Raw genomic sequence first — 12,211 nt, forward strand, 5'->3', positions numbered from 1 at the left:
TAGTTGTAAGTTTCAGCCTACGCTTGGATTTGGTTATGAAAATGTGATCTGGATCTGGGAGAGGGCTGTCGTGAAACGACGTCATCAAGTGAATCGTGACTTGCTGCTGCCGGGGCTGCCTCGACGCAGAAAGCCATTGGTTATCTGGTCGACTTCGGTAATCGCAGCATTGGGACTTACAGCGACCCTTTCGATTCCAATCATGGCGCAAGTGGGCGACTCCCGGCAGGGCGATATTCCTGTGGGCATCGACGCTGTAGCTGATCCGTCGATGTTCAACGGACCGGTATATGTCAGTGCTGACGCACCGCTGAATGCATTCGGCGGTTCCGGCAAAGAACTGGCCATTGATGGCCGTCCCGTCGGCATGATTGACGGTGCTGATGAGGAGTCCGAGTCAACCAGCGAGGACAATGAATCCACCGCTTTGCTCGCGGGCATGGTCGGAGAGCTGGGCAAGCTGCCTGGCGATCTCCAGCTGATGCACCCGGTCAAGACCCGCAGGATTTCCAGCCCTTATGGCTGGCGCTCCAACCCGACTGGCCCGGGCAACCAGATTCACATCGGCCAGGACTACCCAATTTCCTGCGGCTCGCCGGTCTACGCTTCTGAAGCTGGAACGGTGACCGTGTCTGCATGGGCAGGCCACTCTGGCATGCGCGTGACTATTGATCACGGAAGCAATGTCCAAACCGGCTACAGCCATAATTCGAAGCTGATTGCCAAAGTAGGCCAGCGGGTTGAACAGGGTGAATTGATCGCCTTGGCCGGCACCACCGGCAACTCGACGGGTTGCCACGTGCACTTCGAGGTCATCATTGACGGCCGTTGGCACGATCCGCGCAACTACCTGCCAACCATTGCGGGGCAGCGTCAGGCAATGATTAATTCCCAGCGGTTGACGGTTAACGCTGGTACCGCTCCGAAGGGCAACGGTTCGCGAGCTCCAGAACGCACGTCAAGCGGTCCGGATCCAGACGTCATTGTCCCTAAGGATGACACCCCAGTCATTCCTAAGCCGAAGCCGACCCCGTCTGATTCGCAGCGTCCGTCGCCAACCGAGAGCGAGACCCCACGCGGTTCGCAGTCGCCTGATGGTTCTAAGAGCCCTGATGGCTCGAAGTCGCCTGACGGGTCTAAGAGCCCGGATGGCTCGAAGTCGCCCGACGGGTCTAAGAGCCCGGATGGTTCGCAGTCGCCTGATGGCTCTAAGAGTCCTGATGCTTCGAAGAGCCCAGATGAGAACGAATCCACGACCTCTGAATCCCCGGAGGGATCCCAGGAAGACGATACGGTTACTCCAACAGTGCCAGAGTCAACGCCAGAGCCCGCGCCTGAGCCAGCGCCCGTCCCGACCCCGGATTCTTCTAAGTCGTCGTCGTCCGGATCCGAAACCTCGAAAGATTCCAGTAGTTCCGCGCCAGCTCCGAGCACAACTACGAAACTGGTAGCGCCGTCGGGAAGCGCAACCACCGAGTAAATAACTTAACAAGCCAACGGCCAGCCATGATGGGGTAGAACTTCATCAAGGCTGGTCGTTTGCTTTACCGTACGCAGGGTAATTTACCGTGTCACGATACGAGATTTAGAACTTAGTTAGTGACATAGCCGATAGGATGGATGGCGAACCGTCGTCAATGGAGACGCGTAACCTCGCTAATCACCAGGAGTGAAGCATGCCTATCGCAACCCCCGATAAGTACAATGCAATGATCGATGCTGCCAAGGCAGGCGGCTACGCCTTCCCAGCAGTGAACGTGACCAGCTCGCAGACTCTGAACGCCGCAATTCGCGGTTTCGCAGAGGCTGAATCCGACGGCATCATCCAGGTCTCCACCGGCGGCGCGGCATACTGGTCCGGTGCCTCCGTAAAGGATATGGTTATCGGCTCGCTGGGCTTCGCAGCTTTCGCGCGCCAGGTCGCCAAGAACTACGGCGTGAACATCGCGTTGCACACCGACCACTGCCCAGCAGACAAGCTGGACGGTTTCGTGCTGCCCCTGCTTGCCGCTTCTGAAGCAGAAGTTGCAGCCGGCCGCGACCCATTCTTCAACTCCCACATGTGGGACGGCTCGGCTGAGACCCTTGAAGAGAACTTGCGTGTCGCTGCAGAACTGCTGCCGCGTACCGCTGCTGCCAAGCAGATCCTCGAAGTTGAAATCGGCGCAGTGGGCGGCGAAGAGGACGGCGTAGAGAACGCAATCAACGACAAGCTGTACTCCACCGTTGAGGATGCTCTGGCAACCATCGACGCTCTGGGTGCCGGCGAAAAGGGCCGCTACATCACCGCATTGACCTTCGGCAATGTCCACGGCGTCTACAAGCCAGGCAACGTGAAGCTGCGTCCGGAGATCCTCAAGGACATCCAGGCCCAGGTTGGCGCCAAGATCGGCAAGGAAAACCCATTCGACCTCGTATTCCACGGTGGTTCGGGCTCGTCCGAGCAGGAAATCGCTGACGCGGTTGCCTACGGTGTCATCAAGATGAACATCGACACCGACACCCAGTACGCATTCACCCGTCCGGTCGCCGGGCACATGCTGGCCAACTACGACGGAGTGCTGAAGATTGACGGCGAAGTCGGCAACAAGAAGACCTATGACCCACGCGTGTGGGGTGCCAAGGCAGAAGAGTCCATGGCTGCACGCATCGTCGAAGCTGCTCAGCAGCTCGGCTCGGCCGGAAAATCGCTGAAGTAACCATGGTCGGAGAAAATCTGCTGGGCATTCCGGAAACGCTGCTCCCGGAAGAAACCGAAGTGCTGGCACGTTACGAAGCGGGCGATGAGGCCACTGACTTGGCAGCAAAGTTCCCTGCTTCGTCATTGGTTTGGGCATTGCTGGCAAATGAAGCGCACAGTGAGGGCCGCATCGTGGAGTCCTACGCGTTCGCACGTGTTGGCTACCACCGTGGTCTGGATTCGCTGCGCAAGGCCGGATGGCGTGGGCAAGGCCCAGTGCCCTGGCGCCATGAGCCGAACCGCGGCTTCCTGCGTTCGCTGTATGCGCTGGGCCGCGCAGCTGCCGCCATCGGCGAGACCGAAGAAGTCGATCGCATCGGCAAATTCCTGAACGATTCGGATGCTTCCGCCAAGGCTGAAATTGAAGCTGGCAATTAAGTAATCCTTCATTCGCAATCGGCGGCTCTCCTCGCAAAGAGAAGAGCCGCCGATTGTCATTTAATGCGTCGAAAGCGCGCTCATGATAATTAATGCTCGGGTTGGTCGCAGAAGAGACAGTCCCGCCAGACCTCCATCACTTCGTAGTCAGACGCCAAAGTCCCAGTTATGACTCATTAGGCAATATGAGTGCGTTCTCATCTTGCTCTACTTTTGTCTTCATTTCGTTCACCTAAAGTTCATCGTGAAGGAATCATCGCTTCACCACTTTGAAAGGGATAACCATGTTGTCTTTCTGGATGGGACTTGGGTCCAACCTCATCGGCATGACAGTGCTGGTGTACTTCGTATACTTCCGCCGCCACTTCCGCCGCGATCTCGTGCTGGCCTATATCGCTTTGAGCATGGGCATCTTCGCAGTCACCTTGCTGCTCTCGGGCAGCGGCGCAGGCATGGGGCTGGGACTTGGACTCTTCGGCATCCTGTCCATCATCCGCCTGCGCTCCGACACGCTGACCCAGGAAGAAGTAGCGTACTACTTCATTTCCCTGGCCATCGGTCTGGTCAACGGACTGCACCCGGAGCCAGCATGGCTGGCCCCGGCGGCTACCGCAGCACTTGTCTTGGTGATGTTCCTGGCCGATCACCCACGTTTCGCGCCACGCACCGAACGCCAGACCGTCACCCTGGAACGCGCCTACCCGAAGAAGGCTGAGCTGCAGGCCGCCTTGGAAGAGCTGCTGGATGCCAAGGTGCTGCGTACCGTAGTGGTGGAACTGGACATGGTCCGCGACCTGACCATCGTCGACGTGCGTTTCCGCACCCATGCCGTTGCAGGACAGGCTTCGGCCAAGGCCAGCTCATCCGAGAGCTTCTCCGGTACCTACGAATTGGCCAAGACCCCAGCGGCGCCGGCGGCACAGAACGGAGCCAAGCAGGAGACGTGGTCCTGATGACTGCGCTTTCAGCAATCCGTTGCGCAACCGGCACACCGAATGCCCGCGCCGCACTGGAAGCAGCGGTGGCAGCTCGTGCGCCGATCAGCCTTGAAGACGTGATTTCCGAAGCGGCGTTGCAGACACGTGTCGACAAGAAGTTCCTGCTGACCCCAGGAGAGTTCACGGCACTGTCGCAGAAGCTTGGGGACAAGTTCAAGATCATGCAGATCGACGGGTTGCGGACCTTCCGCTACGAGTCGGTATATTTCGATACCGAGGATCTCGACCAGTACCGCGCCCACCGCCAGGGGCGGCGCCGGCGGTACAAGGTGCGTTCGCGGACGTATGCGGATACCGGATTGTCGATGTTCGAGATCAAGACCAAGGGGCTGCGCGGTTCCACCGTGAAGCACCGCGTCGAGCAGGATTTGGATACCGCCAGTGAATTGACCGAGGCGAATCTGGAATTCCTCGAGTCGGTGCTGCGCAGCGAATACGGGCAGGAAGTCCCTGCACTGCAACCGGTCCTGGACAGTGCATACACTCGCGCGACCTTCGTGAACCCCATCGATGGTGAGCGGCTGACCTGCGACATCGAATTGGAGTATGCCAACGGGCACGGGCAGATTGATGGCCCGGACCTGATCGTTGTCGAAACCAAATCTGCCGACGGTCGCGGGGCCTCGGACCAGGCCTTGGCCGAACTGGGGATCCGCGAAGTCTCCATGTCCAAGTACTGCATCGGCATTGCCTTGCTCAATCCGCAGTTGCCGGCCAACCGCTGGAGCCGCCTGCTGCAACGCAGCTTCGTTCCGGATCCGACGTTGCGCTAGATCCGCTACCGGCTTGCTACCGTTCGGAAGCAAGCCGGTAGCCGAAGCCGCGGACGGTTTCGAAGCGTTCCGAGCCCAGCTTGTTTCGCAGGTAGCGCACGTACACATCCACCACATTGGATCCCGGGTCGAAGTCGTAGCCCCACACGCGGGAGAGCAGCTGCTCGCGGCTGAGCACCTGGCCAGGATTGCGCAAGAAGGCTTCAGCCAGCGCGAATTCGCGCGCCGACAGGTCCACTTCGCGTTCGTTGACCGTGACCCGGCGGCGCAGCAGATCCATATGCAGGTTCTCATGGGTCAGTGAAGACACTTCAGGGGCATTGTCTTCGGTGCGCAGCCTCAAGCGGACGCGAGCCAGCAGCTCATCGAAGTGGAAGGGCTTGGCCATGTAGTCATCCGCGCCATTCTGCAGGCCCGCCACGGTGTCTTCGACACTGCCGCGTGCGGTCAGGATGATCACCGGAGTGTCGATCTGGGCTACTCGCAGCCGGCGGAGCACCGAGAAGCCATCTTCATCGGGCAGGCCGAGATCCAAAATGATCAGTTCATGATCGCCTTCGATCGCCAGATTGAAGCCATCTTGGCCGGTTTCCGCGATGGATGAGGTCAGTCCCGCAGCGCGCAGCCCCTTGGCCACGAATGAGCTGATGCGGGGTTCATCTTCAATGATCAGGATCTGGCTCATGCTTCCTTGCTTCCTGTCGATAACGGCATATCAATGTAGAACGTGGAACCCTTGCCATATTCTGAATTGACCCACACGCGTCCGCCGTGGGTCTCGGCAATGGCTTGGACAATGTTCAGCCCCAGCCCAGAACCTGATGAGCGCACCGAGTTCTGGCCACGTCCAAAGCGTTCAAAAATTCTTTCAAGGTCCTCGGCTTGGATGCCGACGCCCGCATCCGATACCCACCAACGCAGCGTGGTGCCGCCGTGGGCGTCGCGAATGATCTCGTTGCCCAAGCCAATGCGGCTGTCCTCAGCAGAGAACTTCACCGCATTGGCGCAGAGCTGGAGCATGGCCTGGGTGGTTCTGATCGGGTCAAGCGCAACGGTGGCTTCGGTGCGATAGTCCACGCGCCACTGGCGCGCACCCAGTCCGCGGGCCTTGTCGAGAATGTCATCAAGCAACTTGCCGACTTCTACCGGCTTCACCTGGAGGAAATCGGTGCGGTTGGATTTTGCCAGCGTGACCAAGTCATTGATCAGCAATGACATGCGTCGCAGCTCGTCCACTGCGATGTCCCGGCTCTGGGCGACGTCCTCAGGATCGTTGGGATCCATCAGTTCCAGGTGCCCATTGATGATGGTCACCGGGGTGCGCAATTCGTGCCCGACATCGTCAAGCAGCTGGCGCTGGGCGCTGAGCGCGCCGTCGAGCCGATCCAGCATTTCATTGACGGTTACCGTCAACTCGGCAAATTCATCATTTCCGGAAACTTCAATGCGCTGGGAGACATCGGTCTCGGAAATCTGCTGTGCCGTAGTTTGCAGGCGGCGAATCGGCTCCAGCATGCGGCCAACTACCAGCCAGGCGGCCAGGGCCGCCACCAGCATCACCGAGCCGCCGACCGCACTGTAGATCATGAAGTTCCGGTCGTTGGCAATGGCCTCGGCCGAGTAGTCATAGGCCAGGACAAAGGCGCTGTGCTCATGATCTGCCGGAAGGCTAACCGGAACAACGACGGCACGGTAGGTCGTGATTTCCGTTTCGACAGTTCCCAAGCGGATGTGGTTGGTCCCCTGGACGCTTTTGGCCCATTCGATGAACTCGGGATCATCTTCCAAACGGGTTTGGACGATGTCTGGAGCGGTCCAACGCACCTTGTCTGCCACCAGGGAGAGCATGCCCTGCTTCGGGGAGGGCAAGGTGCGCTGCATTGCTATGTAGAGCAGGTCTTCGGCGTGCTTGAAGCGGTCCATGGTCCGCGGATCGACACCGGTTTCGGTGAGAACTTCGAATTCCTTGACGGTGCGGATCAGGGACTCATCCAGCCGGTCATTGAGTTCGTGCCGCTGTACCGCGAAGCTGGCGGTACCTGCTGCCACCAGCGCCAGGCCGACTAGGAGCATCATGCCGGTTAAGACTCGGGCACGGATGGACCACCGACGTTCTGGCGCCTTAGTCATCGTCGCCGTCATCGTCGTCATCATCACCGTAGTCGTCATCGTCATCGTCGTCATCGTCATCGTCGTCATCGTCGTAATGCTGGTTGCCCGAAGGCGGCAGCGGAACGACGGTCTTCTTTGGCGGTGCGGGTGCTACAGGCTTGGGCTTGGGTTTGGGCTTCGGCTTAGGCGACGGGGTTGCGCTGGTCTTGGGCTTTTCCGAGACCTCCGGCTTGGCGGACTTGCTCGGGCTGGAGGAGGGCGTTTGCGATTTGGTTGCCGATTCGGAAGGGGAAGGGGTGGGTCCCTTGGGGATGCCGCTGGTGGGAGAGGGTGCTACTTCTTCGAAGATGAACCCCTCCCCGAGGTCTTGGTCGGCTGGTCCTTCCAAGGCTTTGCTGATCCCGAATGCGCCAACTACCACAACTGCGATGACGGCAATCGTCGCGAGCGCGCGGCGCAATGCTTCCTTTCCCATGTGTTTCATTGTGGCCGAAATAAATGAGATGCAGATGAGAGATGCCGCAAGATGACGTACTGCTGGCTTCGCTAGGCCAAGTGCTCGAAGATAATGACCGTCTGGGTGGATGAGAATGCGCGGTTGGAACCCAAATGCGCGGCCACGAAGGTGCGCAGGTCCCCGATGCTTCGGGTAGCCACCCGGACCAGCAAATCCGGGGAACCGCCAAGAACGAACACTTCCTTGACCTCAGCGAGCTCTCTGAGCTGGTGGGCAGAGGAAAGCAAGCGGTCTCGGGCCGTGGAGGAGACGATAACGGAGATCATGGCATTGACGGCAACTCCTAGCAGTTCCTCGTTGATCGCCGCGTGGTATCCGGTGATCACCCCCGCCTTGGACAGGGCCTTGACCCGGCCCAGGCAGGTGGAAGGCGCTAGCCCGACTTTTGCGGCCAGGACATTGTTGGCAATCCGGGCATCCTTGCTCAGCTCGGCGAGGATGGACAGGTCCGTTTCATCCACGCGCACAGGATTCGGCACGGTGTCGCCTTGAACGCTCCACAATGAATCCACCACGGTTGATCAACTCAATTCTTTTGAAAAGTTCGGTATGTCTCGCATGATCTCGTATTCAATTCTACGATGTAAGCATCATGGAGAACTGAATGTTTTCCAGCTTTGAGCTTTGCCTGAACAGGAGACCCCTTGAGCACTGAATTGACCCGAGAGTCCCTTGCCCGGTTGGACGCGGCAGACCCGCTGTCGGCCTTTGGAGAACGTTTCAACCTTCCAGAAGGCGTCATCTACCTCGACGGCAACTCCTTGGGCGCGCTGCCCAAGGGGGCAGCAGAACGTGCAGCCCAGGTGGTGACCGAAGAATGGGGACAAGGCCTGATCCGTTCCTGGAATACCGCCGGCTGGTTTGAGATGCCGCTGAAGCTCGGCGACAAGCTGGGCCAGCTGCTGGGCGCGAAGCCCAACGAAACGGCGATCACCGACACCACGACCCTGAACCTGTTCAAGGCCTTGGCCTCGGCCCTGCGCACGCAGAAGGCCGATTCCCCGCAGCGCCGGGTGATCCTCACCGAACGTGATAACTTCCCGACAGACATCTACATCGCCGAGGGACTGGCCGACCTGGTCAACTCGCTCTCGCAGGAAACAGGTGTGGCCTATGAAGTGAAGCTCATCGATGGCGAGGCGTCGCTGCGCGCTGCACTGGACGAGACTGTCGCCGTGGTTGCCCTGTCGCACGTGAACTACCGCACCGGTTCCATGTGGGACATGGACGAGACCACCGCAGCAATCCACGGCTCCGGAGCCCTGGTGGTCTGGGACTTGGCCCATGCCGCGGGTGCAGTGCCGATTGACCTGAATGCCGCAGATGCAGACTACGCCGTGGGCTGCACCTACAAGTACCTCAACGGTGGCCCGGGCTCTCCGGCTTTCATCTGGGTCAATGCCCGCCACCATGAACGTTTCTGGCAGCCGCTGTCCGGCTGGTGGTCGCACAAGTCGCCCTTCGAGATGGCTGGCAGCTACACTCCAGCAAATGACATTCGCCGCTTCATGTGCGGTACCCAGCCGGTTACTTCGCTGGCCATGATCGAGGTCGGCCTGGATATCGCGCTGGAAGCGGACATGGACAAGGTGCGCGCCAACTCGCTGGAGCTGGTGGACCTGTTCATCGAGCTGGTTGAAACCCGCTGCGCCGGCTACGGCCTGGAACTGGTGACTCCACGCGAACATGCTGCTCGCGGCAGCCACGTCAGCTTCCGCCATGAGCATGGGTACGAAATCATCGCTGCGCTCATTGACCAGGGCGTTATCGGGGACTACCGCGAACCGGAAGTCCTGCGCTTTGGCATCACCCCGCTGTACCTGACGCGTACCGATATCTGGGACGCCGTGGAGAAACTGCGTGAAATTCTGCACACCAATGCCTGGCAGCGCGAAGAGTACGCCGTGCGTAATGCCGTGACATAACGCAAATTCCGCCGCTTTCGGGTCTTGGTGCGCCGAAGCCGGCGAATCTGCGCGAGAGTAACCTTAACAGCAGCACGGCATTTTCAATGCCGTGCTGTTCGCATAGGTCTAAAGGGAGCATCGTTGGGCAAGCAGCCGGTACGCGCCACTGAAGTCGGTTCGGGTTTTAAGAAGTCGTTGACACCAGGGCAGATGTCCATGATCGCCTTGGGCAGTGCCATCGGCACCGGCCTCTTCGCGGGCAGCAAGCTCGCCATTGCGATGGCCGGCCCTTCGGTGATCATCAGCTATCTCATTGGCGGAGCCGTAGCGCTGCTGGTCATGGGCGCGCTGGCGGAAATGACCGTCAAGCAGCCGGTGGCCGGATCCTTCGGGGTCTACGCCGAACGCTACCTGGGCCGTTTTGCCGGATACCTGACCAAATATCTGTACTGGTCCGCGCTGATCTTCGCCGTGGGCACCGAGGTCAGCGCCGTGGGCGAGTACATGCAGTACTGGTTCCCTGAAATCCCCGGACTGCTCTGGATCCTTGTCTTTTCCGCTGCGCTCTTGGGCGTGAACTTCTCCAGCGTGAAGATCTTCGGAACCACCGAATACTGGTTCTCCGCAATCAAGGTCTTTGCCGTCATCGCCTTCATCATCATCGCGCTGTGGCTGGTCTTCCACGACCCGCGCGACGAATTCGGATTCCATAACTATGCAGCCGATGGCGGCTTCTTCTCCAATGGCGTGTTCGGCATGTGGAGCGCGGTCATCGTAGCGATCTTCTCCTACATGGGCATCGAAGCGATCTCCATTGCAGCCGCCGAGGCCAAGAACCCCAAGACCGCGGTGCGCAAGGCGTTCAAGGTCTCCTTCCTGCGCCTGCTGCTCTTCTACGTCTTCACCATGGCCCTGATCCTCGCCATCGCTCCAACCAGCGAACTGGTTTCAGGCGGATCGCCCTTTGTCACCGTGATGTCCCAGATGGGAATCCCGCTTGCCGACTCGGTACTGAACTTCGTGCTCATCGTTGCCGCGCTCTCGGCCACGAATGCCCAGCTGTACGCAGCCACCCGCATGCTGCATTCGCTGGCTGATGCCGGGCATGCACCGCGGTTGGCGCATCGGACCAACAGCGCTGGGGCTCCCGTCCACGCGGTGTGGATGTCCGCCGGAGGCATCGCGGTGGCGGCCCTGGTCTACGCCCTGGTGCCGGAAGGCGGCTTTGGCATCATGATGTCGCTGGCTACCTTCGGAGCCCTGGCAACGTGGTTCATGATCCTGGTAACCCACGTGTCCTTCCGCAAGAAGGTCCGCAGTGAACAAACGACGCTGGAGTTCAAGCTGCCAGGCTACCCTGGTGCCTCGATTCTTGGCGCGGTACTGCTCGCCGGCTTGCTGGTGACCTCGTTCTTCGTGCCGGAATTCAAGTACACGCTGATCTTCGGCGTTCCTTTTGTCATCGTGATGTCGGTGCTCTACAAGCTGGTATTCGCCGGAAAGAGCCAGCGCGCACAGAAGTAGCGGGGACGGGTCCGCGGCGTTGGTTCAGCGAAGAAATCCGGCGCGGGCACTAAGATCGTAAAGGGCCTGCCAGCTGGCAGGCGCAGCAACCTTCAAGGAGCAATGGTGGCCAAGCTGTATTTCCGCTACGGGGCGATGAACTCGGGCAAGTCCACGAGCTTGCTTCAGGCCGCTTTCAACTACGAGGAACGCGGCCAGCGCATCCTGCTGGCCAAGCCCGGGGTGGACACCAAAGGAGAGAACTCCATCGTTTCCCGGCTGGGCATCCAGCGCGAAGTCGACTTCACCGTGGGGCCGCAGGAGAACGTGCGCGAGAAGTTCGCAGCGCATAGTTCCGGCGATGACCCTGATGCCCTGCTGCCGCATGTGGACGCGCCGCCGGTAGCCTGCCTGCTGGTGGACGAGGCGCAGTTCCTCTCGGGTGAACAGGTCGATGACCTGCTACGGATTGCTGTCATGGATGATGTTCCAGTGCTGGCCTACGGGATCCGCACCGACTTCCGCACCCGTGCTTTCCCAGGATCGGCACGCCTGATGGAATTGGCGCACTCACTTGAAGAGCTGAAGACCATCTGCCGCTGCGGGCGCAAGGCCATGTTCAATACCCGCCGGGTAGGGCAGTGTGTGGTGTTCGACGGAGACCAGGTCGCCATTGACGGCGACGACGTATGGTACGAATCGCTGTGCGCCACCTGCTATCTTCAAGCCTCCGGCGGCAAGCTGAGCTAGCCGACCAGGCCGGCCACGGCCCGCTGCAATCCCCAGTCGAAGCCATCGGCCAGCGGTGCGTCCACATCCAGCTGCACGAGGTTCTGGCGGAACGCGACGGAGCCGAGCACATGGTTCAGCAAGAGCTGCTGTCCATGGATGGCATGCTCTGCGGACAGGCCCGCAGATTCCAGCAGCGAGCGCAGCGCCAGCACCGGCTGGAGCTCAGTGGCCTGCATGGCGCTGGCGACCTCGACGACTTCAGGGCTGTCCTGGATGGGCAGCAGGGCAAGGTAGAGCTTGCGCGCCAAGTGCAGGATCGCATCTGCCGGGTCATCGAAGTCTTCTGCCTGCACAGCCAACGCAGGGGTGTTCAGCAGCTTGGCCGCGACCTGGGCCAGCAGCTCCTGCTTGTTCTTCACATGCCAGTACAGCGCACCGACCTGGACATCGAGTTCTTTGGCCAATCGGCGCATCGACAAATCAGCCAACCCGAACTGTTGCAGGATGCCGACCGCGGTGTCCACGACCGTTAACTGAGTCAATGCCATGGT

The 12,211-nt window shown here is 59.9% G+C and carries 13 protein-coding genes; 8 read left to right on the top strand and 5 right to left on the bottom strand.

The features are described from left to right. The first annotated feature begins 88 nt into the window (after positions 1–88). From AARI_RS18360 to AARI_RS01420, 5 genes are all read left to right on the top strand, one after another. Positions 89–1,480: a M23 family metallopeptidase gene (locus tag AARI_RS18360; RefSeq protein WP_102598722.1), complete on the top strand. Its 1,392-nt coding sequence runs from the start codon at positions 89–91 to the stop codon at positions 1,478–1,480. A gap of 196 nt (positions 1,481–1,676) precedes the next feature. Then, a complete protein-coding gene (fbaA, locus tag AARI_RS01405; protein ID WP_013347597.1) occupies positions 1,677–2,699 on the top strand; it encodes a class II fructose-bisphosphate aldolase in 1,023 nt (340 codons plus the stop codon). Positions 2,700–2,701: 2 nt separating this feature from the next. Next, complete coding sequence (locus AARI_RS01410; protein ID WP_013347598.1) at positions 2,702–3,118, top strand: DUF3151 domain-containing protein; 417 nt, start codon at positions 2,702–2,704, stop codon at positions 3,116–3,118. Positions 3,119–3,402: 284 nt separating this feature from the next. Continuing rightward, complete coding sequence (locus AARI_RS01415; protein WP_013347599.1) at positions 3,403–4,071, top strand: DUF4956 domain-containing protein; 669 nt, start codon at positions 3,403–3,405, stop codon at positions 4,069–4,071. After that, positions 4,071–4,889: a polyphosphate polymerase domain-containing protein gene (locus AARI_RS01420; RefSeq protein WP_013347600.1), complete on the top strand. Its 819-nt coding sequence runs from the start codon at positions 4,071–4,073 to the stop codon at positions 4,887–4,889. The genes AARI_RS01415 and AARI_RS01420 overlap by 1 nt, the downstream gene beginning before the upstream one ends. Before the next feature lie 16 nt (positions 4,890–4,905). Here AARI_RS01420 and AARI_RS01425 read toward each other — a convergent pair whose 3' ends face one another. From AARI_RS01425 to AARI_RS01440, 4 genes are all read right to left on the bottom strand, one after another. Continuing rightward, a complete protein-coding gene (locus tag AARI_RS01425) occupies positions 4,906–5,574 on the bottom strand; it encodes a response regulator transcription factor (RefSeq protein ID WP_013347601.1) in 669 nt (222 codons plus the stop codon). Next, the gene (locus tag AARI_RS01430; RefSeq protein WP_226910696.1) at positions 5,571–7,019 is read right to left on the bottom strand and encodes a sensor histidine kinase; all 1,449 of its coding nucleotides are present in this window, start codon (positions 7,017–7,019) and stop codon (positions 5,571–5,573) included. The genes AARI_RS01425 and AARI_RS01430 overlap by 4 nt, the downstream gene beginning before the upstream one ends. Beyond that, positions 7,012–7,476: a hypothetical protein gene (locus tag AARI_RS18365; protein WP_013347603.1), complete on the bottom strand. Its 465-nt coding sequence runs from the start codon at positions 7,474–7,476 to the stop codon at positions 7,012–7,014. Before AARI_RS18365 ends, AARI_RS01430 begins: the two co-directional genes overlap by 8 nt. Before the next feature lie 71 nt (positions 7,477–7,547). Continuing rightward, complete coding sequence (locus tag AARI_RS01440) at positions 7,548–7,997, bottom strand: Lrp/AsnC family transcriptional regulator (protein WP_013347604.1); 450 nt, start codon at positions 7,995–7,997, stop codon at positions 7,548–7,550. A gap of 165 nt (positions 7,998–8,162) precedes the next feature. Between AARI_RS01440 and kynU the strand changes: the two genes are divergently transcribed. The 3 genes from kynU (at position 8,163) to AARI_RS01455 (ending at position 11,678) form a co-directional block, all read left to right on the top strand. Beyond that, on the top strand, positions 8,163–9,443 hold the full coding sequence (gene kynU, locus AARI_RS01445) for a kynureninase (protein WP_013347605.1): 1,281 nt from the start codon (positions 8,163–8,165) through the stop codon (positions 9,441–9,443). A gap of 123 nt (positions 9,444–9,566) precedes the next feature. Beyond that, on the top strand, positions 9,567–10,949 hold the full coding sequence (locus AARI_RS01450) for an amino acid permease (RefSeq protein WP_013347606.1): 1,383 nt from the start codon (positions 9,567–9,569) through the stop codon (positions 10,947–10,949). A 105-nt stretch (positions 10,950–11,054) separates the two neighbouring features. Beyond that, positions 11,055–11,678 carry a thymidine kinase gene (locus AARI_RS01455; protein WP_013347607.1) on the top strand — a complete coding sequence of 208 codons (624 nt, stop codon included), beginning with the start codon at positions 11,055–11,057 and terminating at the stop codon, positions 11,676–11,678. Here AARI_RS01455 and AARI_RS01460 read toward each other — a convergent pair. Next, complete coding sequence (locus AARI_RS01460) at positions 11,675–12,208, bottom strand: TetR/AcrR family transcriptional regulator (protein ID WP_013347608.1); 534 nt, start codon at positions 12,206–12,208, stop codon at positions 11,675–11,677. The genes AARI_RS01455 and AARI_RS01460 overlap by 4 nt on opposite strands. Positions 12,209–12,211 lie beyond the last annotated feature (3 nt).

Source organism: Glutamicibacter arilaitensis Re117, from assembly GCF_000197735.1.
GTDB classification, from domain to species: Bacteria; Actinomycetota; Actinomycetes; order Actinomycetales; family Micrococcaceae; genus Glutamicibacter; species Glutamicibacter arilaitensis.

Coding starts and splice junctions, on each gene's coding strand:
- fbaA (WP_013347597.1), top strand. CDS start 1,677: ATGCCTATCGCAACCCCCGATAAGTACAATGCAATGATCGATGCTGCC.
- AARI_RS01410 (WP_013347598.1), top strand. CDS start 2,702: ATGGTCGGAGAAAATCTGCTGGGCATTCCGGAAACGCTGCTCCCGGAA.
- AARI_RS01415 (WP_013347599.1), top strand. CDS start 3,403: ATGTTGTCTTTCTGGATGGGACTTGGGTCCAACCTCATCGGCATGACA.
- AARI_RS01420 (WP_013347600.1), top strand. CDS start 4,071: ATGACTGCGCTTTCAGCAATCCGTTGCGCAACCGGCACACCGAATGCC.
- AARI_RS01425 (WP_013347601.1), bottom strand. CDS start 5,574: ATGAGCCAGATCCTGATCATTGAAGATGAACCCCGCATCAGCTCATTC.
- AARI_RS01430 (WP_226910696.1), bottom strand. CDS start 7,019: ATGACTAAGGCGCCAGAACGTCGGTGGTCCATCCGTGCCCGAGTCTTA.
- AARI_RS18365 (WP_013347603.1), bottom strand. CDS start 7,476: ATGGGAAAGGAAGCATTGCGCCGCGCGCTCGCGACGATTGCCGTCATC.
- AARI_RS01460 (WP_013347608.1), bottom strand. CDS start 12,208: ATGGCATTGACTCAGTTAACGGTCGTGGACACCGCGGTCGGCATCCTG.